Genomic DNA, 25,685 nt, shown 5'->3' on the forward strand with positions numbered 1-25,685 from the left:
ATTCGTTGTGGATAACGCGTGAAACGGAATCTCGTTACTGCATTTGCCGCGGTTGCTGGGTCACAGGTGCTGATCCTAGTTGCACAGGCGCTGTTTTCTCCCCTCCTCATCCGTGTTCTCGGTCCCACTACGTATGGGGAGTTTGGGACGCTGTCCGCGGGATTCGGTCTGTTGATGATTCTCGTCAGTTCGGGCATCAACGGTGGAGTCCGCAAGTTCATCGCTGAAGAACACGAGAGCGATACATGGAAGAGCAACGTATTCGCGTACTACTTCCGGCTCGCGCTCATCTTCGCGCTCATCGCAGCGGTCGTGTTAGTGCTCGCTGCTGAGTTCGGTATCGTTGGAATGATCTTCAGTCCCAAATACACTCCCTACGTTTACCTCTTAGCACTGCTCGTGTTCGCGGCACAGTTCCGCGAGTACGTTCGGCGGGCGCTGATGGGACTGAAACTCGAACACATTGGAGGGATGCTGAACGTAGTGTACAAGATCACGTACTACGTCACTGCGATCGTGCTTGCGTTCCTCGGTTATGGGGTCGCTGGCGTTTTTGTCGGACAGATCCTAGCGAGCATGATCGGATTCGTCGTCGGATTCATCTACGTCTCGAAATCGGTCTCACTCAAATCACTGTTCCAATCGACGCCATCTGATTTCCCTCGAAGAGAGCTATTTAATTTCAATCACAATTCTATTGTGTACTTCTTCTTACTGAAGTCGATGTATGAATTTGACATCCTCATGCTCACTTCGTTTACCAACAGTACGTTGACTGGCTATTACAAGGGTGCAATCACCCTAGCCCAGTTCCTGTGGTTGCTTCCGACGGCGCTGCAAGGGCTCATGATCCAGTCCACATCGGATCACTGGAACAACGACCGCCTGCAGAAAATCGAGGAGTTGGCGACGCGGTCGACCCGGTACGTCCTGTTGTTGATGTTGCTGTTGGCGATCGGTCTCGGGGCGCTCGCACCAGTATTCGTACCGATGTATCTCGGTGTCCAGATGGAACCAGCGGTAACGCCGCTGCTCATCTTGCTCCCCGGCACGGTCGGGTTCGCGATCGCCCGCCCTCTGTTGACGATCAATCAGGCGAGTGGGAACATGCGGACCGTGATCATCGCGACCGGGGTTGCGGCCGTGATAAATCTCTCTCTCAACTTCCTGCTCATTCCGCAGTATGGGATGCTCGGAGCAGCGCTGTCGACCTCGATCGGATACGGGTCACTGCCGCTCTTTCAAGCATGGGGCGCGCGGGTACTGGGATACTACCCGTTCAAAAACGCCCGTATGGGTCGGATCAGCGCAACGGCAATCCTCAGCGCCAGCGTCATCGCCATTATGTCGTTGTCGTTCGGCGCGACGACGTTCGCTGATCTGGGTCTCGAGTGGCTTGGCATTCTCGGGACGATTCCCATCTCCATCTTGGTTGTCCCGCCGCTGGGCTTTCTGCTCTACTCGTTGATTGCCATCGCCACGGGCGCGATCGATCTCGGGGAGATATTCGAAATCCTCGTAAAAATCCCCGACCCCGTCGGGTCGACCGTTCGGCCGATTAAACGCCGGTTTGAGGCGTCCAAACAGTTCGGAAACGAACAGAGCCGGGCGTCTGCGATCAAACTGATCGTTGGGCTGGCGGCGGTGATCGTGATCGTCAGCGGGGCTGTTATGGCCGCTGGATTCCCGCTGTTGGCTATGACACCGTTCGGATCGGCGGACGAAGGCGTGCTCGGATCGATCGTGGATCAACCGCCGTCTCCACCGTCCGACAGCAGCGGGCCGAGCTATAACGGGACTGTGGGACTCACACCAGATCTGACACCATCGGACACGTCGACGCCATCCCCTACGCCATCTTCACCAACTGACGATGCGGTTACTGTGCCGACCCCCTCAGACGACGGCGGCAGTGTACCACCACCAGTCGACGACACGACGACGTCCGCCTCGCCGGCTGGCAACACCACGACAACGCCCGCTTCGCCAATCAACAACACGACAACGACGGCCGCCCCGCCGGCTAACGACACCACGACAACGACGGCCGCCCCACCGGCTAATGACACCACGACGACGACCGTTTCGCCAATCAACGGCACCACGACACCACCCTCCACGCCGGCCCCAGGCACCACGACGGAAGACGACGGACTCTTCGAGTTCCAACTGTCGGACCCGACGATCCACGTCGGATAGGCGTCGAGTGCGGTGATTCGTAATTGTTCGTCCGCTGCCGTTTTACTCGGCAGATGGTAGTGGGAGATCGACCGTGAATCTGGCTCTGAGACGCCAGTAGAAGACAGCGACAGCGACGGAAACGATACGGCCGGCTGTGAGATTGCTGTACGGTTCGCCTAAATTGAGAACGTCCCCTGTCGAACTCAGCACCGATTCAATCGAAATCACGACAGGGTGTGCGGTACGCTATCTCGTTCAGCTCGGTAGTACTTCGTGGTGTTGGGCCGCGATTCCGACTGTTATCATCGCGAACAGTGCCGTGATGAACATCACCAGAACGCCCTGTGACAGCGCGATGATGTCGGCCATAGACACAGCGATCGACAGGACGCTACCGACTGTCGCCGCTCCGTAGTAGCGGAGGAAACGCGTCTGTGTGCGTTGTGCCTCTGTTGTCGATGTGTCACTGTCGTCGGTGTGGTCGGGTGTTGCTGCCGTAGTGGATGAAGTTCGAGCCGTACCGTCGGGAACCGACGGCTCGATGTTGAGATACGCATCGAGTTGGTCGGCCAGTGCCGTCCGCGAGACGATGCCGCGCTGTTGGTTGTACGTGAGTACACCGGCCTCGTCGAGTTTGGGAAGGTGGGATTGGTACAGAGCGATGTACACGCGCTGGCGCTCGTTGGAATCGAGCGCGTCGATTGTCGTGTCGTTTTCCCACGCCGCGACCTGTTCCGCGATGTCGCGCATGTTGATTTCGCCGTCCGTATCCTGAAGAAACTCCAACACTTGTCGCCGTCGTTGATTCTGAAGCAGGTGAAACAGTTCGTCTTTCGACAGTTCGGACGGGCGGTCGTCCGACGCCGTCGAACGTGAGTCCTCACCTGCTCGCGGTTCTGGATTCGTATCTACACCAGCGTCTGTGTTCGCCACTGCATTCATAGTACTCATCCCTATGTGCCAGGGAAAGGGCGCCTTCAGTGTGGGTAAGTGTCCGATTCAGTTAAGAACCTTCTGATAGACGCGAACGAGATCCCGTCCGAGTCGATCGAGACCTCGGTCGAGAACCGATCGTCCGTTTGACTGCTTTTCGGCGTCGAGCACGTCCGTGAGTGCAGCGACGAGTTCGTCTTCAGTGTCTGCAATCCCAGTCGGTTCGACTCCCTCCAGCACGTCAGATACGAAGCCCACGTCTCGTGAGACGACAGGGAGGTTACAGGCCGTGGCCTCACAGACGCTCATCGGTCCGCTCTCGTAGTCAGATGTCACGAGCAACGCGTCGCTTGCGTTCATGTAGTCGGGTACCGCCTCGTAGGCCACCCCCGTCACCGTCTTGAGCGTCGCGTTCGGAACGCGGGCAACGACGCGCTCGGCCAGTTCGTGGTTTTTGACCGGCCGGTCCGGATCGTAGGGGAACAAAACGACCCGTTCGTCGGTGTCCCATCCCACGCGCTCGCGGGCAGCATCACGGTCTGTCGGTTCGAACAGGTCGGTGTCGACGCCAAAGGGCACGAATTCGTGTGGGACGTCGAGTTGGCGAGCAAGCGGTTTCGACGGCGCAATGACGGCGTCACTCCCCCGTGCAGCAACGCGACTCACTTCCCGGAGCCACCGCGGTCCCATCACGTCTGAGCCCCATAACGTCATCACGACCGGTCGAGTGGGCTGACAGAGCGCGAGCGGACCGATCAGCCCGTAGTTCACGTGCACGAGATCGAAATCAGCGATCCCTTTACCGAGCAGTTGGAGATACGCACTCAGATACTCCCGTGGACCGCGCCCCCCTGATCGGGGACGGGGGACAACCAACGTTTCACACTCGACGCCGCGTTCTTCTAGCACCTGCACCTGTTGCTGGAAGAACGACCGGTTCGAGGTCGTCACCTGCAGGACGCGAAGATCAGTTGGATCAGTTTCGGTTGTCATCGAGTGCGTTCAGGATTACGTCGGTTGTGTCGACCGTCTCTGCCAGCAGTCGCTGACGGCGTTCGTCCCAATCGGTGTCTGTGGTGAGGATGTCGACGGCGGTTTCGAGCGCGTTGTGATGGCGGTACGATCCTTGGCAGTTGTACAGCAAGCCGTATTTGGCTTCGATCTCGTCGGTGTAGCCCATCCGAAGCGTGTTCACGTACACCGCTGGCGTCCCAAGCACCGCGCTTTCGACCGCCATCGTCGCGCCTTCTCCAACGAAGAGATCAGCGTACGCCAGCAGATCGTGCATCCGGTGGGGAGCGACAGTCGCGCGATTGTCTTCGAGAGTACTTGGTAGCTCCGTCTCTGAGGTGATAAGCACGCGCGCGCCAGTGGCTTCGAGTCGATCGACAACGTCGGTCACGTCGTCGAATCCGCTTTCACCGACATCGTGAGAGGCGTCCCACGAGACCAAGCGAAGTACGACGTATCGCTCGTCAGGTTCGAGACCAACGCTATCGAGGACGCTCGGATCCGGATCGAACCGATTCGGATGGAGGTAGGCGAGCTCGTGATAGCCGTCGTATCGTTCGTGTTGTGTCCTCGTCTCGTCGGTGAAACACGTCGGTGTCCAGATCTCATCAGCGAAGGGGAACGTAATTGCGTTCCCCGGCGCGTGTTCGGTGTCGGTGAACACAACGCTTGTAGCCCCGCAGATCGTTGCGACGTGGGCCGCGGCTGTTCCCCCGATCGCAGCCATCACATCGGGCTGTTCCTCACGCGCGCGCTGAAGCAGCCGATACTCCCAACGGGGTTGGTCGACGAGTAGTCCCTGAATCCCGTTCGACTGTCCGTTGACGAGCACCTCGTGATCGATGTCGTACGCTTCGAGGAGATCGACGGCCACCTCCTTGTCACGTGCGAACACCGATACCTCGTGACCGTCGGACCGCAGTTCCCTGACCGCGTGTTTAAAGAAGTGAACGTGTGCTGGGTGCTGGATCGTGATACAGTAGTGCATTGGCGTTCGGTCCTCGATCACAGCCGGTTGTAATCGAAGTTCGCTTCGATCGCTCGGTCTTTCTCCCACGTCCTCGCCACGTCGACGAGGATCGGCTTCTCGTTGAGTTCGGCCGCAACCGTCTCAGGCGACAGCGTCGTGAACTCCTCGTGGCCGGTCGCAAGTACTACGCCGTCGAATTCCGAAAACGACAGCTCGGATTGGATCTCGATGCCGAACGACTCGCGCGCGGTGTCGGGATCGACGTGTGGGTCGTAGCCAACCACGTCGACGCCGTACTCCGCAAGCGCACGAATCACGCCGCGGACTTGGGAGGTGCGGATGTCTCCGACGTTCGGCTTGTACGAGAGTCCCAACACGAGGATCCGCGACTCTTTGAGCACCTTTCCGCTCCGGTTGAGTGCCTGTAACGCGAGTTCCGCTGTGTGTTTTGGCATGTACTCGTTGACTTCTCGTCCTTGCATGATGAGCTGTGGCCGGTAGCCGACCCGCTCTGCGCCGTGGGCGAGATACAACGGATCGATCGGAATGCAGTGGCCGCCGACGAGTCCGGGGCGGTACTGGTGGAAGTTCCACTTTGAGCCGGCTGCGTCGAGCACCTCCTTGGTGTCGAGATCCATATGCTCACAGACGATCGACAGCTCGTTCATCAACGCGATGTTGATGTCGCGCTGGACGTTCTCCGTCACTTTCGCGGCCTCTGCGGTCTCGATGGTGGGCGCGCGGTAGATCCCAGCGTCAACAACCGACCCGTACAGCTCCGCGAGTCGGTCTAGCGTTTCCTCGTCGGATCCGCTGACGATTTTCGTCACCTCGCGCAGTCCACGACCGGCGTCTCCAGGGGAGAGCCGTTCGGGCGAGTACCCCAACGACAGTTTGTCCCCAACGGTCAGCCCAGAATTCTCTTCGATGACCGGACCCAGAACGTCTTGGGTGACGCCCGGATACACCGTCGATTCGAGCACGACCGTCGTCTCTTCGGAGACGTGCTCGCCAACCGTTGTGGCGGCCGCCTCGATGAACGAGAGATCGGGATTCTTCGAATCGTCGACTGGCGTCGGAACCGTGATGATGATGTACGACGCGCGTTCAAGCGTGCTCGCGTCCGTCGTAAAGGTGATGTCGCTGTCAGCGATCGTCTCATCACCGTGGTCGCCCGTCGGATCGGTGCCCGCCGCAAGTGTGTCGATCTTCTGCTCGCTGATGTCGTAGCCGATGACATCGTACCCCTCTTGATCGAACGCCAGCGCCAGTGGCAATCCAACGTACCCTTGACCGATAATACAGATCGTCGATGTTTCAGACATTGATACCTATTCCTCGGTAATGAATTGCGTCGTGATCACGTAGGCTTTTCAGTTCTTGTCGACCGTCGACGAGCACGAGCCGTCGGTCCGCGTCCGTCGGCCCGAGCGCAGGAACGTCGAGATCGTCGAACGCCGGTTGTGGCGTTACGAGCACGACTGCGTCGTAGGCTTCGCCCAGTTCCGCCATCGAGACGATCGTCGCTCCTGCCACCTCGAACGGCTCGGTGTGGCTGTTCACCGGATCGACGGCGGTCACAGTTGTGCCTGCGCTGTCTAACTCCTCGACGATCGGCAGTGCTGGTGTGGCACGGATTTCATCGACGCCGGGCCGGTATGTCAGTCCCAACACCAGCACCGCCGCGTCTTCCGGGTCGATCCCTTCTGCTCGGAGTCCATCGAGCGCGTGGGTCGCCGTGTAGTGGGGCATCGCTTCGTTCGTCTTCCGCGCCTGCTCCATCACCGGCGTCTCGTTCTCGACGGTCCCCATCACGAACCGGGGGTAGTACGGAATGCAGTGTCCGCCAACGCCCGCCCCGGGCTGGTGAATCTCACAGAACGGCTGTGTGTTCGCGGCGTCGATGGCTTCGGTCACATCGATGTCAAACTCCTCTGTCAGGCGAGCCAGCTCGTTCGCCAATCCGATGTTGACATCGCGGTAAACTCCTTCGAACACTTTCACCGCTTCCGCGGTCGTCGCGTCCGAAACTGTGACGATCTCGTTATCGTTGATCTCTCCGTAGATGAGTTCGGCCACTCGCGTGCTTTCCGCGTCGAGTCCGCCAACGATCTTCGGATATGCTCCTCGGATGTCTTCGAGTGCCCGACCACTCGCGGTTCGCTCAGGACAGAAAGCCATGCCGAACTCCCCGAGCGACAAGCCACTTTCGGCTTCGAGCACCGGCAGCAACCGGTCGACACAGCTCCGTGGTGGCAACGTCGATTCCGCGATCACGATGTCGCCCGGTTCGAGTCCGTTCGCGATCGTACGCATGGCTGTCTCCATCACCGATAGATCCGGCTGGTCGTTCTCATCGATGAGCGTCGGGACGATCACGACGTGAACGCGCGCGTTCTGGGCGGCTGCCGCGCCGTCGGTGGTTGCGGTGAACTTGCCGTCTGCGACTAACTCCGAGACGAGTTCGGGGAGTTCCGGCTCGCCGGTGATGTGACACCCCCCGTTTGTGAGCTGATCGACTACTGCTCGGTCGATATCGACGCCGGTGACGTTGCCAGTCACGTCGGCGTACACTGCTGCGAGGGGCAGTCCCATCTTCCCGAGTCCAGTCACCGACACCGGAACCGATCCGTTCGTCAGGGCATTTCGTTGTTCTGCGCTCGGTGCCTCCGAATTGTACAGTCCGACGCGTGTCGCCTGTGAGTCGCTCATCGTAACATGTTCTCCGGGGTCAGTTCCTGTGGTAGCTGTTGGTGCACTGCCGGCGTGCCGACCGCCAGCGTCTTCGGCGGTACGTCCCTCGTAACCACGGCTCCAGCGGCGACGAACGCGCCCTCTCCAACGGTCACGTCGGGAAGTATCGTCGCGTTCGCCCCGATCGAGACGCCGTCCTCGATGGTCGGTCCGACGAGATCGACATCCCGGCGCACAGGATAGGGATCGTTCGTCAGCACGCCTCGGGGTCCGATGAACACGTTGTCACCGATCTCCGTAGCGCTCGGCACATACACCCCGGTTTGAAGACTCACGTGCGAGCCGATGGTCGTCGTCCCGTCGATAACGGCGTCCGTGCCGACGATCACCGAGTCTCCGATCGTCGTCTCCTCTCGCACGAGCGCCCGGTGACCTGTGGTGAAGTCGTCTCCGACCTCTACGTCTGTGTAGATGATCGTGCCAGCTCGGATTCGTGCATCGTCGCCCAACACCGTGGCTGATGCGTCCTCGTCGTGTCGGTATCCGACGGTCGCTCGCTCGTCGATGTCGGCGTTAACGCCCGCGTCGTACGCGGTCATCGGATGACCCTCCTGTTCACCGTATCTGTTTTGCTGATCACATTCCCGGTCGCGTTGGTACTGCCCGTCTTCGACCCCGAATCTGGCCGTTCGCGTGTGATTTCTCGTTGCTTCATGATCGTTCAGTTGTCATCGGTGTGAATCGACTTGTGTGTTTCGTCGCTTCCGCGTCGTTTACTGGTCAATCGACGGCTGAGTAGGAAAATGGACTGGATTGTCTCTCTGCCGTTTCGTCGTTCACCTTCGTATCGATCGTCTGGGTTAGTTCGAGCGCCCGGAGTCCGTCTTCGCCCGTCACGATCGGGTCCTCGCGGTTCTGAACCGTGGCTGCGAACGACGTTAATTCGTTTTTCAGAGGCTCGGTTTGGTCGATCGAGAGTCGTTCGACGACGTTCGAATGGCGGTGGTGAATATCACCCTTATTGACGAACTCCGAAGAAGACTGTCGGTGAACCTCGACTGACTGGTTGATGTAGTCGAGTTCGACCCAACAGCTTTCTGCGGAGATCGTGAGTCGCCGTATCTTCCGCTGGGTCACCCGGCTCGCGCTCAACTGCCCGACGATCCCTGATTCGAATTCGAGCAACGATTCGGCGTATCGTCCTTTGTGGTTTCCGGCGGCCTGCACCGACACGACCGGCTCGCCAACGATCGCCAGCATGATCTCAACGTCGTGGATCATGAGATCCATGACGGCGGTGTCCTCGATGGCGCGGCTCGGTGGTGGTCCCAACCGTTCGACGTTGAGACCGATGATGTCGAGATCGTCGACCATCCCCATGAGCGCTCTCACTGCCGGATTGAACCGCTCGATGTGTCCGACCTGTAGAATGACATCACGCTCGGTAGCGCGTTCAATGAGATCGCGGCCCTCTGCCGGATCTCCGACGAACGGCTTTTCGATGAGGAGGTCTACGCCGGCAGTGATACAGTCGCGTGCGATCGTGCTGTGATACTGGGTTGGAACAGCGACGGATACCATATCCACCTGATCGAGTAGCGAAGCGATCGAGTAGGCGTCCGTGCCGTACTCCGACGCGACCGACTGCGCACGCGACGCGTTCGCGTCAGCGACACCAACGAGCTCAGTTTCAGACAGCTCGTTGTACACCCGAGCGTGGTTTTGGCCCATGCTCCCAACGCCGACCACCCCCGCCCGAAGCGACCGTTCAGACATGTTCGACCTCACAGTCTCGCATCGTTTCGCCGATTCGATCCACGTCTGCGTCCGAAAGCGACGGATGAACCGGTAAGGATAGCACTTCCTCGGCGCATCGTTCAGCGACCGGCATCGATACGTCGTGTCCGTCGTACACCGGTAGCTGGTGGATCGGCGTGGGGTAGTAGATGCTTGAGCCGATTCCTGCTTCAGTGAGCGTTTCCTGTACCGCGTCCCGGTTGCCACACCGAATCGTGTACTGGTTGTAGGCGTGGTATCGCCCGTCCGGTTCGGTGGGCGTCACGGCGGGCGTCGCTTCCAGATAGTCGGTCAGGCGGGCCGCGTTCTCCCGACGCTGCTCAACGTAGTTGGGGAGACGCGGGAGCTGGTTGCGGCCGATCGCCCCCGCGATGTTCGTCATCCGGAAGTTGTGTCCGAGGGAAGCGTGTTCGTAGCCGTAGCCACCGTCAGTTCGGCCGTGGTTGATGAACTGCCGAGCGGCAGACGCGATCGATTCGTCGTCAGTCGTGATCATCCCCCCTTCCCCGGAGGTCATATTCTTAGTTGGATAGAAAGAGAAACACGCGACATCTCCGAGCGACCCGATCGGCTCCCCGTCATATCGGCCGCCGTGGGCTTGGGCTGCGTCTTCGACGATCGTTGCGTCGTACCGTTCGCCAAGCTCCCGAAACTGGTCCATGTCTGCCGCCAACGCGAACAGATGGACCGGCATGATCGCATCGACATCCCCATCCAGTTCCTGAATGCGCGCCTCGACCGCCGCTGGATCGAGCGCGTACGTCGATGGATCGATGTCAGCGAACACCGGTTCGGCTCCCGCGAGTTGGATCACGTTCGCTGTTGCGACGAACGAAAACGGCGTTGTGATCACGGTGTCCCCATCACCGATCCCAGCGGCGACGAGCGCTGTGTGGAGCGCGGTCGTTCCGTTCGTGGTCGCGACGGCGTGCTCAACGTTACAGAATTCAGCGAACGCCTCCTCGAACGCGTCGACTTCCGCGCCAGCCGCGAGGTCGCCGGCGTCGAGCACGTCGAGTACCGCGTTTCGCTCCGTTTCTCCGAGTTGTGGATTGGCGATCGGTATCTCGGACACGGTTAGCTCACCCCACTCACTCGTCGCGCGCTACGACCCCTGACATCCCACTGCCTGCTGAGCTCAACGCTCAGACGTCGCTTCTGGTCTTGGTGCCTCAACCCGTGCATTTTCGCTTACCACGAACTCGTTGCTCTTTATTATAGGTTGTCTAATGCACTCACCGAGGTAGTCGGTGGCACTGTTGTGATCTGTTTCCAGCCTCTCCGGTGGGCGATTCTCTCCATCAGCCGTTTCTCCCCGCGTGAGAACACAGTTCGAGCGTCTTCGCTCGGAATCAAAACTGCAACGATGGAAACAGTCTAGTGAGTTTTAACCTCTTCGAACCGCTACAGCTGCTAAATGGTACGCTGGCTGCTTGATCTCGTCGCTGTCGCGCTTTTGTCGGCTGTGGCGGGTGTGGCCCTGTTTACGCTCGACGGACCGGCAAGAACCGCGCTTGTTTACCCGCTCCTCGTGTTTCTGCCCGGGTATGCATTTCTCTCGGCGTTGTTCCCTGAAGAAAGCGAACTGTCTCGATCGCGCCGTGGTCGCCAGCCGTGGGGATCACAGACCCGGCGCGCCCAGCAGGGTTCCGAGACTGACTTTCTGCTGGGCAACATTGAGCGGCTCGTGCTGTCGATCGCGCTCAGTCTCGCTATCGTTGCATTCGTCGTTTTCGCGCTGAACTTCACAGTCGGCTTTGACACACGACGGATCGCAGTCATGCTGTTCGGTTTCACCGGATCGATGGTCATTTTTGCTGTCGCTCGCCGGATCGTTCTCCCACCAGAAGAGCGCTTCACCATCGAGATCACCACAGAAGGGATCCCGATGGACGCCAGCTTCCTTGGACTGTTCGGGTTCAGCTTGCTCATACTGGCGGCCAGCACCGCCGGATTCGTCTTCCTAGATCCGGTTCAGTCTTCCAACTCCGGACTCCTCGTCGTCGCACAGAACGAGAGCACCGGCGACCTCTCGGCCCAAGCAGCAGAGACCGCGGTTATGGAGGACCGACCAGTGACGGCAGTGATCTGGAACAACGGGAGTGCGACCCAAGAGTACACGGTCGTCGTCACCCACGACGGTGAGGTGATCAACGAAACGACTCGAACCATTGACGCCGGCGCGGAAGGACGAATCAGGTACACCCCACCTAGCGATGGGAACCAGCTCACCTTCTACATGTACGAAGGAACCGCGCCCGACCAGCACTCTCTCAACTCCACTGAGTACTTCACTCGATTCCAGCTCTCCTCGTCCGACGGCGAAGAGCAGGAATCACTCGCCCAACCAGCGGTTTTTGACTCCGCAGCCGCCCTAGGGAGCTCATAACGATGTGGCCATGGGGTCACGCCGCGTTCGGCTATCTGCTGTACTCCTTTGGCTCCCGGTTGTTCGGTCGAACGCCACAGGGGTATCCAGTGATCGTGCTCCTGATCGGGACCCAACTCCCCGATCTCGTCGACAAAACGCTCTCGTGGGTGCTCGAACTGTTCCCACAGGGGTATTCAGTCGCTCACTCGGTGTTCGTCGCAGTCCCTTTCGGCGTACTCGTCGTCGCGTGTGCTGTATGGCGACGACGAACCCGATACGGACTGGCGTTCCTCCTCGGATACTGGTCACACATCGTCGGTGATCTCCTCTTCGGGCTGTTCTCCGGCAATCCCTACACGTTCGCGCGTGTGATGTGGCCGGTCGTGACGCTCCCGCCGTACACCACTGATCTCAGCGGACTCGCTCGCGTGGAGGCGTACATTATTTCGTTCCTCAATTTCTTCGCGGACGAAGGTGTGACCGCCGTGCTGGTCCTACTCGCGGTGTATTTCGGTCCCGTAATGCTCGCCTTTCTCGTCTGGCTCTTCGATGGCGCACCAGGCGTTTCCGAGGTGCGACGGCTTCTCACACCCTCGAACTAACGGGTCGCCGTGCGGTTGATGCTCGATAATTATATTGTAACCACTACGTGAGAAAACAATTGATAATAATTGGAAATAAATCCAAACGGGCTGAATGATGTATGTATTGTTTTCATAGCTAGTAGAGTACTAGCATGTTATTTTTCCTTAAACCGAACTTGTTGGCAGTCACAGTACTATATTCTTTTTGGCTGCTGGCCCGTAGTTGTCTGGCAGATGGCTGATCGATATAGTAAGTTATTTTGTAGAGTACTCCCGTGATCCCAATGGACTATGCCAGAGAGAGAAGAGGCCAGTACACTGTCGCGTCTGTCACCAGGCGTCAGCCGCCGATCGTTCCTCGGAACGACCGGGGCTGCAGCAGCATCGCTTTCGGTGTCGGGGACGGCCGCAGCGTCGTCCTGCTCGCGGCAGGATGCGGGCGATATCGACCAGGACGTGGATCTGAAAAAGGCATCCACGGACGAGGTCGAGCTTCAGACCGAGGCGCCGGAGTCCGAGTCGGAACCGGATATCGAGTACGATGAAGTTATCAACGTCGTCGAAGCGGGAGCAGACAACACCGGAGGGAAATCGATTTCTTCCGTGATTCAGAAGTTGGCTGGCGACGACACGCTACTCAAGTTCCCGGAAGGGCGTTACTACGTGGATGAGCTGGTTCGGCTTACCGGCTTCGAGAACTTCGGCATGATCGGTAACAATGCCACGCTCGTGCCGGCTCCAGCGGACGAATACAAGAGTGAGGCCCGGATGTTCAAACTGGGCGTGCGGTACAATCCGGGACGAAACCTTGAGGTCAAGAACTTCACGGTCGATTACTCCGCACCGAACACCGGCCTGCGTGCGTTCGATATGTCGGTTTCCGACGGACTGATCGCTGAGAACATTACCTTCGAGGGCGTTCACGACGGTGGCACGTGGGGACCGATGCACGTCGACATCGTCGGCTCCGATGGTTACGGCATCGTACGGAACGTCGAAATACCCGAGGGAGGTGTGTTCACGAAGAACACTTCACAAGACGCGATGCCCACTGTCGAATGGGGGCCGACCGCGTTCCTTCTGTCGCCGTACCACAGCGGTCACATCGAGCTTGTCGACTGTGTCATCGGTGCGTTCCCTGACAACGGTGTGTACGATTCCAACAGCCCTGGACAGGTTGTGGTCAAGGGTGGTCGATTCCAGAACTGCAAGTCCGGGAACATCCGGATTACGGGGGACAACAGCGGCGTGTATGGAGCACACATCGTTATCGATCAGAACCGTCCTCTCGACGATGGCCAACACGGCATTCGTCTCGACGGCGGGAGCAATATCACGATCTCGGATTGTCTCATCGAGATGCCTCAGCCGAATGGGCACGCGATCTTCGCTCGGGAGCCGGTCGAATCGGCGGTGATCAAGAACACCGAAATCGTCACTGAGGACAACGACGCCAGAGACAGTGTCGACTCGCTCGCCATCCGTAAGGGTGCCGGAGAGATCCTCGTTGAAGGCTGTTCCATCACCCACAACCACCCCGGTCAGGCGCTACAGATCAGTGAAGGCGATATCCCGGTCATCGTCAAAGATCTCACTCTCAAAGGCGAGGCAACCGGTGAAAGCGGTGGTCGCAACGCGATCTACTGTGAACGTGATGGGTGTGAGTTCCACGACCTCGATGTCGATCTGCCAGCGGGCGATCACCGTCGTGCGCTCGGGATCTTCTCTGACAACGTTCTCGTCAAAGGTGGAGAGTACGCTTCGAGCGGTCGTCCACTCACTATTGAGGGAAGCGATGTCAGCGTTCGTGAGATCACTGCCGGTGCCTACAACGGCGATGTCGCTGTCAAAGTCGTCGAAGGTGCTGCTGAGCTCATTAACAACACCCTCTACCAGGGTATCTCTGGTTCGAACGTTGCAACCAGTGGCAATCAGTACAAGTAACGGTACCCCACTGATAGCAACGATTATTCAGATATTTTATAAATATACGAGGGAACCCCATCCGGATACAGTCGGGGGGCGTTGCCTCAGCTCGGCCGTGTGAGTTACCGTTCGTATCGACGGTGACCGCGATTATACCCTTGTTGAGCGATCGATATACACAAACAGCCACCTACAGTACTGACTGTATGACGGAAATCACGAATCTCGCGCGTGGGGTACAGGGGTTTACCAGCAACGCGTTTCTCCTACCAGGAGAACGCACAGTCGTCGTGGATCCTGGAAATGAATTCGACGCGCCCGCCCGGATTCGTGACCACGTACCAGACATCGACGCGGTCGTGCTCACCCATACCCATCCCGATCACGTCGGCAATCTTTCGGAGGTAAAATCGTCCTTTGGCGTTTCTGCGTGGGGGTTTGACACCGAACAGACCGGTGTCGATAACGCGATCGATGACGGCGAGCGTGTCCAGTTGGGTGATCACACGTACACCGCGTTACACACGCCGGGTCACAAAAACGACCATCTCTGTTTGTATGCAGCCGATCCGGGAATTCTGTTCGCAGGTGATCTCGTTTTTGCGGGTGGAAGCTTCGGACGCACGGATCTCGATGAAGGCGATCGTGAACAGCTCGTCCGGAGCATCGACCGCGTTCTCGACACAACCGATTCCTCGTTGTCGGAGATGCACACCGGACACGGCCAGAGCGTACGCTCCGATCCGTACCGCCACATCGAACTGGCGCGCCAAGCGGCGGAGATGTATTAGGATTCCCGTGCCGTCGTACACAGCGCGTCGTACGCCGGTGCGTACGCGTTTGCGATCCGTTCGGAATCAGCTCGCGTTTCGCTATCGAGTGCTGGGAGTTCGACGGTCGCTTGCTGTTCAATGAGATTAAGTACCCGATCGACTGGTACTTCGAGCCGTCCCTCTCGTGCGCTTCCGCTGGCGACCGCACACGCCTTCGCGTACCGCGCGCCGTCGTACATCCGCACGATCCCCGGTTCGACGACCGCAACCGCGTCGGGTTCCAGCGTCGTGAGTGGACGAGCGATTGCGCCGTAGGATTCGATCACGGATCGATCGGTCGTCTCGATCCGGTCGCTGATCTGTTTTAGTGCCGGGAGGTGAACGCGGTTCATCACCTCGTTGAACTCCGCAACCGACGCGACACGGATGGCCGATTCCAGTGGGAGCCGCGTAGTAATTGACGCTGGCAGTTCGACGGTGTCGTTCACGACGTAGGTGGGATCGTCCCACCCCACCCGATCGACGACGAATTCTCGATCAGTACGACCTAACAGCCCTTCGTTCGGACCGGGTGAGGGCTGCCACAACCGGTGGATCGGGTTGATCGTCTCGGGTGAGCGGTCGTCGTTTACGGCTGCAAGCCGACGAGCATCCTTTCCGTAGAGCCGGCCCGCTGTCGTGGCATGACGGTAATCGTCGTGATCGAACCAGTAGTCATTGCCAGCACGGGGCTTGAATCCGGTTCCGCCGACGTGGTCGAGCAGTCCGACCGAGAACGTCGTCTTTCCCGCGTCGACCCTCGTGCTGCCTGCGACGAGCAGTTGCATCTCACTTGAGTCCGTAGTATCCGGGTTCATCATCGGATTCGGGGGCGGCGAAGACGAACGATTCAGCGTTGACCATCATCCACGGGATGGCCCAATCTAACAACACAGATTCAGTCTCAACGTCGAGTTCAACTCTAGGATCGAGTCCCTGTAGCAATCGAGCGATCTCGTACGTGGTGTACATCGTCTCCTCCTCAAGCACCTCCTCCGGTGATTTGAACGTAAGTGGCTGTGTACCTTCGAACGCTTCTTTTGGACGAGGCATATCGGTGCAGACAGTCTCCCAGAACTAAAGCCGCTTGATCCCGTCAGCCGGAAGAAAAACGATAGGAACGTTACTCGTATGTCGATACGACCTTCGTGTACTGCTCTGAAACGTTGGTCCAGTCGATGACCTCGAAAAAGGCGTCGATGAACGAGCCACGGTCTGGTCCGTAATCGTAGTAGTAGGAGTGTTCCCACACGTCGAGCGCAAGGATTGGGTGTGCACCCCACAGCGCACCCTGATCGTGCCTGTTGACCCTGAGATTTCGCAACTGCTTTGCGACGGGATCGTACACTAACAGCGCCCAGCCGCTGGCAGCGGTTCCAGCAGCCTCGAACTCGCCTTTCCACCCCTCATACGACCCGAAATCCTCCTCAATGCGGTCTGCGAGCGCACCCTCCGGAGTTCCCCCACCGTCTGGAGACATGTTCTCCCAAAACATGGTGTGAAGATAATGTCCACAGCCGTTGTGGGTGACGTTCGACAATGCGCCGCCGGTTGTGGAGAAATCACCGTCTGCACGGTTCTGCGCCAACTCTTCTTCAGCACTCTCTAACCCGTTTACGTACCCCTGATGATGGGTGTCGTGGTGCCAAGTAAGCACCTGCTCGGAGATATGCGGTTCGAGCGCAGTGTAGTCGTACGGTAGCGATGGCAGCTCTGGATTTGAACGTTCAGCCATTGTCTTTCGCCTCAGAGCAATCATCTACGGGGTGGCTGTTAAATCTTGAGTATCGATCCGAAAATAATAGAAATAATTCCAGTATAAATAATTAATTCTGAACGATCGTTAGTATTTGATGGGTCGGTCTCAGTGGTACGCGCTCATGTCGGTGAGTTCCGATCCGACGATGAGCTTTTGGATTTCGGTCGTTCCATCAGGGATAGTCATGACCCGTGCGTCCCGGTAGTAGCGTTCCAGACGGTTCTCCGGCTTGAGGCCTTCCGCTCCGAACACTTGGAGTGCGTCGTCAGCTACCTGCTTGCTGGTTTCTGAGGTGTAGCCTTTCGCCAGTGACGACATGAGCCGGGCGTCAGGATCGCCGGATTCGAGCAGTTCGGCCGCCCGACGTGACAGCTGTCTGGACGTTTCGAGTCCTGATTTCATGTCGTACAGTTTCTCTTGGACGAGTTGGTGTTGTGCGATCGGCTTTTCGAACGTCTCCCGTTCGGTCGCGTAGGCGAGTGCTTCATCCATGGCAGCCTGCATGATGCCAACAGCCATGAAGGACATCCCGGTTCGCATGAACGAGAACGTCGCGTTGAGCGGTTTCTGTTCGAAGAACAGTTGTGTGACGCTCTCGGGAAACGGAACGATCTCGTTCATGTCGTAGCCTTCCATGATGGCGTTGCTGAAGATGTTTGACAGTCGATTGTCCGCCGGGACGCGAACTGAATCGAAGGTTATCTTCGCGTTCGAAACACCCTTCCAGCCGAGCTTATCGAGTTCCTCGGTTTCGAACGAGGCGTTTTCCCGATCGACGAGGAACATGTCCTGTGCGCCCGTCGATTCGTCGTGGGCGACCACCAGACACACGTCCGCGTAATGGGCGTTTCCGACCCACGTCTTCTGGCCGTCGATCACGAATTCATCGCCGTCTTTGCGGGCGGTCGTTCGCGGCCGAGCGGTGTCGCTGCCGCCACTCGGTTCTGTGACTGCGAGACTTCCCAGACACTCGCCGGTTTCGAGCTTTGGGAGCATCGCCTCACGGGTTTCCTCGGCGGCAAAGCGCACGAACACGGAGGGGAACGACATCATCAAGCCGACGTTCAGGCTGGGCCAGACGTAGCTGATCTCCTCCGCAGTGAGCATGAACTTCCACACGTCACCGAAAAAGTCGGGTGCGATGTCGGGATCGAACCCGACACCCAACTCCCGTAGATCGGTGATAAAGCCCATCAACGTGTCACGATCCATCGGTCCGTTTCGGTCCAGTTCGTCGACGACTGGCTCGACGTTCTCCTGTAAGTATCCACGGAGATCGGCCCGAAACGCCTTTTGTTCGTCAGTTAAGCGCATCTCACTGATCGACTTGGGCCTGTTCGGACAGCGTGTTCATGATCGGTGCCAGTCGGGTGCCCTTCTGGACCGGTCCGTCCATCTGATATTGCTGTTGCATGAATCCCTGAATCGGGTCAACGGTTCCGGTAATGAGTCCAACGAGTACGTCCGCCGGGCCGGTGATCGCGATGTCGGGATCGTCGAGTACGCCCGCTCCGCCCGTCACGGTCGATTCGGACTTGTCAACTTCCACGTGACCCGTCATCGGGCAGTTGTCGGCTTCGAAATTGACGGTGATGTCCTCGTTGATCTGCTGTTGGACTTCCTCGTTGCCCTCTGCGAGGACGCGCACACCGGACCAGAGTAGGTCCTGAAACTGATCTGCGGTCTCTGGGTTCTCCGAGACGAACGACGCGATATCCATCTCGCTCATGCGGTTCAGGATTTTCGAGACGATTTCGGGCTGCTCGCGCACCAACTCGTCGGATTGTCCCTCGATGTCTGCGAGAAGCCCCGGAAGCTCTTCTTCGAGCGCTTCGTCGTCTGTCTCAAACGATTCCTCGATCCGTTGGACGAGTTCGTCGTCTACCATTGTCGTGTCTCACAGTACCACCGAAACCAGAATGGATCTGTCTCATCGGATAGGAGGGTGTTTATATGCGTTGTTTTGCCGGTTGTCGGAACGATCCAGCACTCATTCAACCGCCGGTTACAAGCCACGAGAACAGGCGCCGCCCTGAATTGATTCGCTCAGAAACTGAATAGATCGACGCCACCGGTGACGCCGACAACCTGTCCGGTGATGTATTCGGCCTGTTCGCTGCACAGAAAGGCGATGAGGTTCGATACGTCTTCTTCCTTACCGAGCTTTCGCATCGGGGTCGCCTTCGCGATGCGAGCGAAATGCTCATCGACCTGTTCGAGCTGTTCGATCGGAAGATCAGCGAGCGCGCCGACGACGATGTTCGGTGCCACAACGTTGCAGGTGACGCCGCTCTGTGCGCCTTCGAGCGCGAGCGTCTTCCCGAGACCGATCAGTGCGGCTTTCGTGGTGGCGTACGACGCCTGTCCGAACCCGCCCTGAATGCCAGTTATCGATGACATGTTGATAATCCGCCCCCATTCGCGCTCACACATCCCTGGGAACACCTCGTGAGTGATGTTGTACGTGCCGGTAACATTGATCGACATGTCCCGATCCCAGGTGTCGTCCTCGAAATCTTGCATTCGAGCACGGGCGTCGACCATCCCTGCGTTGTTGATGAGGATGTCGATTCCGCCGGTTTCCTCTCGGAGCGCGCCGACGGTTGCACTCACATCGTCTCTGTCCGTGAGGTCACACTCGACCGCGTGGGCGGTCCCGCCATCTTCTTCAATCCCGTCTGCCACGTCTTGGGCGGCGTCCTCTTTCACGTCGAGGACGACCACCTCCGCGCCCTCCTCTGCGAGCACACGGCAGTCTTCGCTCCCAATCCGTCCGGCACCGCCCGTCACGAGGGCCGTCTTGTCGTCGAGTCCAAAATCCATTACGGCGAACGATTAGAGGATGACTGACTAATACTTTCCCTGCCGAATACGCGGTTGCTTATACCGACCGCCGAGACCACTGCTGCCGCTCGTGGGTGTGTGTACTACCGGTCCATTTCCCTTGTTCGATTGGGCGTCATCCCCCCGAGGGGTTTTAAACCGACGTACATATCCCGAGATAGATTTATACCAGCCGCGAGGTTTCTGTCGGACGTAATGGTCGATGTGGATTACGATCCAGACCCGATGCTCTTTCCGAGCCAGGCGTGGTTTGTCGAGTACGGAACGCGTGTCGACGAAGACGAGGAGTATCAAGAAGCGAGCGAGGGGTGGGGCGTCGATTTCGATGGCGATTTCATCTTCGAGATGACTGACATGCCCATCGACGAGATGGATATCGACGCGATGCCGGAGTATCTTCAGGATGAACTCGAAACGTACGTCACGGAAACAAGTGACCGCGGGTACGTCGGACAAGCGTACATCGCTCTCGAAGATGGCGGCTGTTCTGAGTGTTATCTCATCGAAAGCGAAGACGCGGTCGAAAACGGGTTTTACTTGAGCGCTGACACTGACACGTGGAAAGCCTTGTTGCGTCAGGAGTTGGGCGTCATCGACGGCCTGATGGGGGGCGATTTCGAACTGGACGGTGACATGCAGAAGGTGCTTCAGTACTCCGACGCTGCGGTCCAACTCACCGAGGTCGCTTCGAGTATCGATGCGGAGTTCGCTGACGAAAAGTTCTAACCATCTCCGCTTATCGTATTGTATTTCAGATTGGTGTGGTTCCACGAGTTGGTGGCTTTTTGATTGTGAGTGGCCGGTATAGCGTTCGTGGGACTCGTTGCTGTGCGACGACCGGGATCTCGTGCGTCAAGCTACCATCTCTGTCTCCGTCTGGTTTTTAAGAACATCGAAACTAATATAATAGTATCCCGGGACAATCCGGTATGAATCATTGTACAGTCGACCGGGATCTCCTCCGAACGAGACCGACCGACCGGATCGAGGTGAGCTATGAATGACAGACCCAACACGTATGAGTACGACGATCGATGGAGTGTGTGAGACGCGTGCGGATGCGTACTGGTGTCTTGTTTGATGCGCTGAGGTCCTCGACAGTGTACGTTTCAAGCGGTCGCTGCGTGCCTGCTCTGCAGAATCTTCGTAGACGACTATCCGCCACCCATAGAATCCATATGTTGGATAATAATAATAATAGGTCTGAACCGGACAACCACGAGTCTTGGAGTAGTGCTATAACCGAACGATTGTATCATTTCAGCCAGATCATTAGCGATCGATTCAAATGGGGATACGATTGGATACTACTGCAGTTTCGGATGCGCCTCAAATACTGGGGCATGCTCCTCTGTTTCTGTGCAATCGCGCTCCCGTGGTTCGGAATGACGGTGTGGCTGGTCCCAGTGCGCATTGGTAAGGAAGTCGCTATCGGCCGACTGGAGTCCTCGGTCTTTCTGGGCGTGGTCTTCGATCCGGTGGTGCTCTTCGGCGGCGGTGGTCTACTGCTCCTGTACTGGCGTTTCGGGCGGACGGAGTACCAACTCCGCCACCAACTCTATGAAGATATCATGTTGGCTCCACTAACGGAATCGGGCGAACGCCACGGGGATCCCCCTGGATCGAAGCGAGCAGTCCAACTGGAAATGGATCGCTCAGTCCTCGTCCTTGGCGAAACCGGTAGCGGGAAAACCGAGGCGATCCGGGTCCTTGCCCACCAACTCCAAGCCGACCCAGATGAAGCGTTCGTCGTCTTCGATTACAAACAGGATTATCAGACGTTTTTCGATTCGAAGGACATCATCAAACTCTCCTCGCGTGACTCGACGATCGAGTGGAACGTTTTCCGAGAGATCGAAGAAGACGGTGACTGCGACGAGATTGCACAAGCGATCTTTTCTGGGACCGAAACCGATGACGACTACTTCACCAATGCTGCCACGCAAGTCCTCGCGGACGTGCTTCGACTGTTCTGGCACGATTCCGATGGTCCTGCACCGACAAACGAGGATCTTGTGACGTTTTTACAGGACGCCGATGTTGATCTTCTTCGCAATGCCTTTGAGACCGAGGAGCTTTCTTCGAAAAAGCACCTTCCAGAAGGCGTCGAAGCGAGCAGCAACATCGTGTCGATCCTCGAAGAACGGGTTTCTGCGGTCTTTCGCGGTGATTTCAGCGAAGCAGGGACGTTCTCGGTGCGCGAGTACATGGCTGATCCACGCGGGAAGATCCTTGTATTGGACTTTCCGATCCAACAGTCTTCGTCGGTTCAAGCCATCTTCAGGTTGTTGATCGATTGGAGCATCCGGTTCGGGTTGGAAGACGAGCGTTCTTCCTATTACATTCTAGATGAGTTCGCGGCGTTGCCGGAACTGGACATGCTTGAACGCTTAGTCAACGCGGGTCGGGCGTACAACTGCTATGCCATCTTGGGTGTACAGGCAATACCGCAATTGCACGATACCTACGGCAAAGACAAAGCCGAGAGCCTCCTCAGCGGACTGGCCCAAGAGATTCACCTCCGAGTCGGGCAAGGGTCGGTCGAATACTGTCGCAAACGGATCGGCCGCGAACGCGTCGAGCGAAACGTTGGTCCCGACGACGAAGATGAGTGGTTTGTTGAAATCGATGAAAACGATAAACGGGTGTTCGAAGATTATCCGATCGGGGAGGACACGCTCCAGAACTTCGAAGCCGGACGGGGTATCGTTCATACTCCGTCTGGACGCCAACGCGGCCGTCTCTACCTTCTTGAGGATATTGAAGGTCGCTTGCTCCCCACCGATCGGCTTGGCCTTCGGGAACGCGTCCGAAGACGGCTCCCCGGACAGCAATCCCAGCCACAACTCGAAGCAGCCGACGAATCCCCACCACAGCTCGAAAGTAGCGGGGAACGATAGCTGCTCTTTGCAACCAGCGATCTCTGTCGGGCGTCGTTACTCGTTTAGATAGCCCTCGTCTTCGAGTCCATCCATGATGTCGTTGACGAGCGTGTCGACGCTATCGTATGGGAACGATTGTTTGCTCCCGGCCTTTGCGTTGAGCTCCATCGCGGTGAAACTTACGTCACCGGATTCGAACGTCGTTGCTGGCCCGTTCGGCAGCGCCGGAACGAGGTCCATGGGGCTATTAACGGGATAATCCGCGTCCACGAACGCGTCGGTAAGCTGCTGTCTGAGGTCGTTTTTGTCGACCATTGTGACCGTTCGTACCGAATCGCAACCTGTAGTTTCACTGCCTTTGATACCCGTGGTATTAAGTCGAGTTCAGGGCGTGATTTCGTTGAGAAGTTTCGCTTCGATTTTTCGGAGGTGTTCCCCGACGGTTCCCCCCGAGCAATCGAGCGATTCAGCGACATCCTGATGGGTGACTTGTCGAGGGACTTCATAATATCCCTGCTGGATGGCTTCCGTTAGGATCTCCTGCTGTCGATCCGTGAGTAGCGAAAACAACCGCTCGGTAGTCGGTTCATACTCTCCGAGCTGTTCGAGCTTGAACCGAAGTGAAGCCGGAATCTCCGGCATCGCTTCCCGAAACACTGTTTCCTCACCGATGATCGTCACTCGGAGTCCGCCGCGGTGGGTGTACACCATCGGCGTATCAACAACGAGCTCGTATTCGTTCGGGATAGTGAGCAGCTCCGAAATGATTTCGTTCGTCTCCAAGTGGATGTACACGTGGTGGCTCTCGCGCGTTTCAGTGACGTTGTACTCTAGCACTTCGGATTCGGTGTCGAGGATCGTCTCGGCTGCGCTGATCTCACCATCCAATTCGAAGATGACGACCGCTGTTTCGTCCGCGAGGAGATTGATGTGTTGGATCGATCGACGCGTGATGTTCGGCGCGGTTCCGAACGCCCGATCGGTGTCGGTCAACCCCCCGTCCGGTGGAATGATAACGAATGTAATGTACCTCATAGCACACGATACTACTTCCGAGACGTATATACCTTCGACCCGGAATATCAGGGGAACTATCCACCGTACGCTGCCATCTCGGCTTCGACTGTCTCAGACGCCGACGAGATCACACAGCCCACTGAGGTTGTTAATTACGTAATCGACGGCAGCACTGTCGGCGTGTTCTGTGGCACTGCCGCCGTAGGCGACTGTGACAACCCCGGCCTGACTGCCACCTTTCATGTCGTGTTCGTAGCGATCGCCTACGTACAGACACTGCTCAGGTTCGACAGGTGCCTTCTTGAGTGCTGTTTCGAAGATCGCCGGATCAGGTTTGGTCCGGCCGGCTTCTTCGGAGGTGGTGACGTGATCGAACCGATCAATGAGGTCGAACTGCGCGAGCATCGATTTTGCTTCCCACGTATCGATGTCGGAGACGATACCGAGATACATCCCCGCACGATCGAGCGTTCGGATCGTCTCGGTTGCGGCGGGATTCGGCTCTAAGCAGGCCGCACTCGCAGCCTCGAACGCCGGCATCCACTCCGATTCCGGTAGCTCGTATCCGACCGCTGTGTCGACGGCGCGTTGATAGCCCGTCTTCGCCCGCCGGAATTCGGTGCCGTCCCGCTCTCGGAAATACGTCCCGAGTGTTGAACGCCACTCCTCAATGAACGCCTCTACGTTTTCGATGCCTTCCTGCTCGGCCACTCGGGTCAGGAAGTCGACGTGGCCTGCTTGTACTGAGGTGAGATTGAGGATAACCCCGCCGATGTCGAAGAATATCCCCTCGTATTCAGTCATTAGTGGTGATCGTATGATATCTCGTGTGACGGTCTCACGTCCTTTTCGGAATCACTCTGGAACGTACTGTCGCACGCCGTTCTCCTCGGCCGCGTGAACCCGGTCTACAGAGTGGAGGTACGACAGTGCCGCCACCACCTCTACTGTGATATAGGTTGTATCACGGTCACCGATACGCTCAGTAACGACATCCGCTGCCGTCATCGCTGACTGTGTTTTCGTTCCATCCCCACGCTCTTCGCGCACTGTATCCACGGTTTTTTCGAGCGTTCGATCGAGACTGTCGCGGTCGCGTTCAAGTGTAGCTTCGAAATCGGTGTGGACCGCTCCGTGTCCGGGATACACCCGATCGATGTCGAACGCAGCGATCCGATCGAGAGCCGTATAGAACCCCGCAACCGCCTGTTCGACGCCTTGATCCAACCCTGTGTGGAGGAGCACCGAGCGAAACGGTTCGATGACCATATCACCGGAGATGAGCACGTTCTCCCCGTTCAATTCCAGGCGGTAACAACAGTGGTCCGCTTGGTGGCCTGGCGTGTGGAGCACATCAACGACCGTTCCACCGATCTCGACAGTGTCACCGCCGTTGACCCATACGTCAACGGCTTCCGGAGCCAACAGTGTACGGTTTCGCTGGAGTGATTCGACGGCATTTTCGACCAACACGTCGCATTTTGCCTCCGGGAACCCTGCAGTGCGTGCGTTTTCCCGGACCGTGGCTTCGAGTTCTTCGAGGTCACGGTCGAATCGCGTTCGGACGCCGGCTGGTGCGTACACCGTCGGTGCGGCCGTCTCGACGATTTCTGCCACCTGTCCGATATGATCTACGTGGGGATGGGTGACAACGAGGTGTTCGATGTCGTCGAGATCGTATCCGTGGGTAGCGAGCGTCTCGTGCAGTCGTTCTCGTCCGTCCGATCCAGGCATGCCGGCGTCGATCAACACCGGTTGTTCACAACCGATCAGATAGCTGGCGACGTGTTCTGGCGGCCAATCAACATCGTATTCGATCCGGTGGATCGGAACAGTTCGCTCACGCGACACCATTACCGATACATCCCGGAGCATGAGAATAAGGCTGGCGTCCCACTTTTTTT

25 protein-coding genes are annotated in these 25,685 nt (G+C 57.8%); 7 read left to right on the top strand and 18 right to left on the bottom strand.

Features of this window, described 5'->3' with window-relative positions; genetic code table 11:
- The first annotated feature begins 18 nt into the window (after positions 1–18).
- Positions 19–2,199, top strand: coding sequence for an oligosaccharide flippase family protein (locus EIK79_RS09740; protein WP_124954923.1), 2,181 nt, complete (start codon positions 19–21; stop codon positions 2,197–2,199).
- 237 nt (positions 2,200–2,436) lie between these two features.
- Here the strand turns inward: EIK79_RS09740 and EIK79_RS18450 are convergent, their stop codons facing one another.
- From EIK79_RS18450 to EIK79_RS09780, 8 genes are all read right to left on the bottom strand, one after another.
- Positions 2,437–3,132 carry a DUF7344 domain-containing protein gene (locus EIK79_RS18450; RefSeq protein WP_221621722.1) on the bottom strand — a complete coding sequence of 232 codons (696 nt, stop codon included), beginning with the start codon at positions 3,130–3,132 and terminating at the stop codon, positions 2,437–2,439.
- A 48-nt stretch (positions 3,133–3,180) separates the two neighbouring features.
- On the bottom strand, positions 3,181–4,107 hold the full coding sequence (locus EIK79_RS09750) for a glycosyltransferase (RefSeq protein WP_124954924.1): 927 nt from the start codon (positions 4,105–4,107) through the stop codon (positions 3,181–3,183).
- On the bottom strand, positions 4,091–5,113 hold the full coding sequence (locus EIK79_RS09755; protein WP_124954956.1) for a DUF354 domain-containing protein: 1,023 nt from the start codon (positions 5,111–5,113) through the stop codon (positions 4,091–4,093). The genes EIK79_RS09750 and EIK79_RS09755 overlap by 17 nt, the downstream gene beginning before the upstream one ends.
- Before the next feature lie 17 nt (positions 5,114–5,130).
- Positions 5,131–6,420, bottom strand: coding sequence for a nucleotide sugar dehydrogenase (locus EIK79_RS09760; protein WP_124954925.1), 1,290 nt, complete (start codon positions 6,418–6,420; stop codon positions 5,131–5,133).
- A complete protein-coding gene (locus EIK79_RS09765; RefSeq protein ID WP_124954926.1) occupies positions 6,413–7,807 on the bottom strand; it encodes a nucleotide sugar dehydrogenase in 1,395 nt (464 codons plus the stop codon). The genes EIK79_RS09760 and EIK79_RS09765 overlap by 8 nt, the downstream gene beginning before the upstream one ends.
- Entirely contained in the window at positions 7,804–8,388 is a 585-nt protein-coding gene (locus EIK79_RS09770) for an acyltransferase (RefSeq protein WP_124954927.1), read from the bottom strand. Before EIK79_RS09770 ends, EIK79_RS09765 begins: the two co-directional genes overlap by 4 nt.
- A gap of 181 nt (positions 8,389–8,569) precedes the next feature.
- On the bottom strand, positions 8,570–9,565 hold the full coding sequence (locus EIK79_RS09775; protein ID WP_124954928.1) for a Gfo/Idh/MocA family protein: 996 nt from the start codon (positions 9,563–9,565) through the stop codon (positions 8,570–8,572).
- Positions 9,558–10,661, bottom strand: coding sequence for a DegT/DnrJ/EryC1/StrS family aminotransferase (locus tag EIK79_RS09780; protein WP_124954929.1), 1,104 nt, complete (start codon positions 10,659–10,661; stop codon positions 9,558–9,560). Before EIK79_RS09780 ends, EIK79_RS09775 begins: the two co-directional genes overlap by 8 nt.
- 342 nt (positions 10,662–11,003) lie before the next feature.
- Between EIK79_RS09780 and EIK79_RS09785 the strand changes: the two genes are divergently transcribed.
- The 4 genes from EIK79_RS09785 to EIK79_RS09800 all read left to right on the top strand — a co-directional run bounded on the left by EIK79_RS09785 (position 11,004) and on the right by EIK79_RS09800 (position 15,258).
- Positions 11,004–11,975 (top strand): DUF1616 domain-containing protein, encoded by a 972-nt coding sequence (locus EIK79_RS09785; RefSeq protein WP_124954930.1) that lies wholly within the window; start codon positions 11,004–11,006, stop codon positions 11,973–11,975.
- A gap of 2 nt (positions 11,976–11,977) precedes the next feature.
- Complete coding sequence (locus EIK79_RS09790) at positions 11,978–12,559, top strand: metal-dependent hydrolase (protein WP_124954931.1); 582 nt, start codon at positions 11,978–11,980, stop codon at positions 12,557–12,559.
- Between the two features lie 273 nt (positions 12,560–12,832).
- The gene (locus EIK79_RS09795; protein WP_124954932.1) at positions 12,833–14,485 is read left to right on the top strand and encodes a right-handed parallel beta-helix repeat-containing protein; all 1,653 of its coding nucleotides are present in this window, start codon (positions 12,833–12,835) and stop codon (positions 14,483–14,485) included.
- 188 nt (positions 14,486–14,673) lie between these two features.
- The gene (locus EIK79_RS09800) at positions 14,674–15,258 is read left to right on the top strand and encodes an MBL fold metallo-hydrolase (protein WP_124954933.1); all 585 of its coding nucleotides are present in this window, start codon (positions 14,674–14,676) and stop codon (positions 15,256–15,258) included.
- Here EIK79_RS09800 and EIK79_RS09805 read toward each other — a convergent pair.
- The 6 genes from EIK79_RS09805 to EIK79_RS09830 all read right to left on the bottom strand — a co-directional run bounded on the left by EIK79_RS09805 (position 15,255) and on the right by EIK79_RS09830 (position 19,861).
- Positions 15,255–16,067: an ATPase gene (locus tag EIK79_RS09805; protein WP_124954934.1), complete on the bottom strand. Its 813-nt coding sequence runs from the start codon at positions 16,065–16,067 to the stop codon at positions 15,255–15,257. The genes EIK79_RS09800 and EIK79_RS09805 overlap by 4 nt on opposite strands.
- A gap of 1 nt (position 16,068) precedes the next feature.
- On the bottom strand, positions 16,069–16,332 hold the full coding sequence (locus tag EIK79_RS09810) for a DUF5827 family protein (protein ID WP_124954935.1): 264 nt from the start codon (positions 16,330–16,332) through the stop codon (positions 16,069–16,071).
- Between the two features lie 70 nt (positions 16,333–16,402).
- The gene (sod, locus tag EIK79_RS09815) at positions 16,403–17,014 is read right to left on the bottom strand and encodes a superoxide dismutase (RefSeq protein ID WP_124954936.1); all 612 of its coding nucleotides are present in this window, start codon (positions 17,012–17,014) and stop codon (positions 16,403–16,405) included.
- Between the two features lie 129 nt (positions 17,015–17,143).
- Positions 17,144–18,352: an acyl-CoA dehydrogenase family protein gene (locus EIK79_RS09820; RefSeq protein ID WP_124954937.1), complete on the bottom strand. Its 1,209-nt coding sequence runs from the start codon at positions 18,350–18,352 to the stop codon at positions 17,144–17,146.
- Between the two features lies 1 nt (position 18,353).
- The gene (locus EIK79_RS09825) at positions 18,354–18,926 is read right to left on the bottom strand and encodes an SCP2 sterol-binding domain-containing protein (RefSeq protein ID WP_124954938.1); all 573 of its coding nucleotides are present in this window, start codon (positions 18,924–18,926) and stop codon (positions 18,354–18,356) included.
- Between the two features lie 158 nt (positions 18,927–19,084).
- The gene (locus EIK79_RS09830) at positions 19,085–19,861 is read right to left on the bottom strand and encodes an SDR family NAD(P)-dependent oxidoreductase (protein WP_124954939.1); all 777 of its coding nucleotides are present in this window, start codon (positions 19,859–19,861) and stop codon (positions 19,085–19,087) included.
- Between the two features lie 216 nt (positions 19,862–20,077).
- Here EIK79_RS09830 and EIK79_RS09835 point away from each other — a divergent pair, with 216 nt between their 5' ends.
- Positions 20,078–20,608, top strand: a complete 531-nt coding sequence (locus EIK79_RS09835) for an SCP2 sterol-binding domain-containing protein (RefSeq protein ID WP_124954940.1) — start codon at positions 20,078–20,080, stop codon at positions 20,606–20,608.
- Positions 20,609–21,204: 596 nt separating this feature from the next.
- Positions 21,205–22,782, top strand: a complete 1,578-nt coding sequence (locus EIK79_RS09840) for a type IV secretory system conjugative DNA transfer family protein (protein ID WP_185715581.1) — start codon at positions 21,205–21,207, stop codon at positions 22,780–22,782.
- A 36-nt stretch (positions 22,783–22,818) separates the two neighbouring features.
- On the opposite strand, the gene EIK79_RS09845 is transcribed toward EIK79_RS09840, so the two are convergent.
- The 4 genes from EIK79_RS09845 to EIK79_RS09860 form a co-directional block, all read right to left on the bottom strand.
- Complete coding sequence (locus EIK79_RS09845) at positions 22,819–23,079, bottom strand: MTH865 family protein (protein ID WP_124954942.1); 261 nt, start codon at positions 23,077–23,079, stop codon at positions 22,819–22,821.
- Between the two features lie 69 nt (positions 23,080–23,148).
- Positions 23,149–23,799, bottom strand: a complete 651-nt coding sequence (locus tag EIK79_RS09850) for a helix-turn-helix domain-containing protein (RefSeq protein WP_124954943.1) — start codon at positions 23,797–23,799, stop codon at positions 23,149–23,151.
- Between the two features lie 93 nt (positions 23,800–23,892).
- Positions 23,893–24,585: an HAD family hydrolase gene (locus EIK79_RS09855; RefSeq protein ID WP_124954944.1), complete on the bottom strand. Its 693-nt coding sequence runs from the start codon at positions 24,583–24,585 to the stop codon at positions 23,893–23,895.
- 51 nt (positions 24,586–24,636) lie between these two features.
- Positions 24,637–25,685 (bottom strand): MBL fold metallo-hydrolase (locus tag EIK79_RS09860; RefSeq protein ID WP_233738077.1); only part of this gene is annotated, 1,049 nt, incomplete at its 5' end.

The organism is Halocatena pleomorpha (assembly GCF_003862495.1).
GTDB classification, from domain to species: Archaea; Halobacteriota; Halobacteria; order Halobacteriales; family Haloarculaceae; genus Halocatena; species Halocatena pleomorpha.

What these genes read in the sequence shown, in the direction of transcription:
- EIK79_RS09770 (WP_124954927.1), bottom strand. Translation starts at nt 8,388, where the DNA reads ATGACCGCGTACGACGCGGGCGTTAACGCCGACATCGACGAGCGAGCG.
- EIK79_RS09855 (WP_124954944.1), bottom strand. Translation starts at nt 24,585, where the DNA reads ATGACTGAATACGAGGGGATATTCTTCGACATCGGCGGGGTTATCCTC.
- EIK79_RS09850 (WP_124954943.1), bottom strand. Translation starts at nt 23,799, where the DNA reads ATGAGGTACATTACATTCGTTATCATTCCACCGGACGGGGGGTTGACC.
- EIK79_RS18450 (WP_221621722.1), bottom strand. Translation starts at nt 3,132, where the DNA reads ATGAGTACTATGAATGCAGTGGCGAACACAGACGCTGGTGTAGATACG.
- EIK79_RS09775 (WP_124954928.1), bottom strand. Translation starts at nt 9,565, where the DNA reads ATGTCTGAACGGTCGCTTCGGGCGGGGGTGGTCGGCGTTGGGAGCATG.
- EIK79_RS09835 (WP_124954940.1), top strand. Translation starts at nt 20,078, where the DNA reads ATGGTCGATGTGGATTACGATCCAGACCCGATGCTCTTTCCGAGCCAG.
- EIK79_RS09790 (WP_124954931.1), top strand. Translation starts at nt 11,978, where the DNA reads ATGTGGCCATGGGGTCACGCCGCGTTCGGCTATCTGCTGTACTCCTTT.
- EIK79_RS09840 (WP_185715581.1), top strand. Translation starts at nt 21,205, where the DNA reads ATGCGCCTCAAATACTGGGGCATGCTCCTCTGTTTCTGTGCAATCGCG.
- EIK79_RS09795 (WP_124954932.1), top strand. Translation starts at nt 12,833, where the DNA reads ATGCCAGAGAGAGAAGAGGCCAGTACACTGTCGCGTCTGTCACCAGGC.
- EIK79_RS09845 (WP_124954942.1), bottom strand. Translation starts at nt 23,079, where the DNA reads ATGGTCGACAAAAACGACCTCAGACAGCAGCTTACCGACGCGTTCGTG.
- sod (WP_124954936.1), bottom strand. Translation starts at nt 17,014, where the DNA reads ATGGCTGAACGTTCAAATCCAGAGCTGCCATCGCTACCGTACGACTAC.
- EIK79_RS09765 (WP_124954926.1), bottom strand. Translation starts at nt 7,807, where the DNA reads ATGAGCGACTCACAGGCGACACGCGTCGGACTGTACAATTCGGAGGCA.
- EIK79_RS09825 (WP_124954938.1), bottom strand. Translation starts at nt 18,926, where the DNA reads ATGGTAGACGACGAACTCGTCCAACGGATCGAGGAATCGTTTGAGACA.
- EIK79_RS09785 (WP_124954930.1), top strand. Translation starts at nt 11,004, where the DNA reads ATGGTACGCTGGCTGCTTGATCTCGTCGCTGTCGCGCTTTTGTCGGCT.
- EIK79_RS09820 (WP_124954937.1), bottom strand. Translation starts at nt 18,352, where the DNA reads ATGCGCTTAACTGACGAACAAAAGGCGTTTCGGGCCGATCTCCGTGGA.
- EIK79_RS09760 (WP_124954925.1), bottom strand. Translation starts at nt 6,420, where the DNA reads ATGTCTGAAACATCGACGATCTGTATTATCGGTCAAGGGTACGTTGGA.
- EIK79_RS09810 (WP_124954935.1), bottom strand. Translation starts at nt 16,332, where the DNA reads ATGCCTCGTCCAAAAGAAGCGTTCGAAGGTACACAGCCACTTACGTTC.
- EIK79_RS09830 (WP_124954939.1), bottom strand. Translation starts at nt 19,861, where the DNA reads ATGGATTTTGGACTCGACGACAAGACGGCCCTCGTGACGGGCGGTGCC.
- EIK79_RS09805 (WP_124954934.1), bottom strand. Translation starts at nt 16,067, where the DNA reads ATGCAACTGCTCGTCGCAGGCAGCACGAGGGTCGACGCGGGAAAGACG.
- EIK79_RS09755 (WP_124954956.1), bottom strand. Translation starts at nt 5,113, where the DNA reads ATGCACTACTGTATCACGATCCAGCACCCAGCACACGTTCACTTCTTT.
- EIK79_RS09800 (WP_124954933.1), top strand. Translation starts at nt 14,674, where the DNA reads ATGACGGAAATCACGAATCTCGCGCGTGGGGTACAGGGGTTTACCAGC.
- EIK79_RS09750 (WP_124954924.1), bottom strand. Translation starts at nt 4,107, where the DNA reads ATGACAACCGAAACTGATCCAACTGATCTTCGCGTCCTGCAGGTGACG.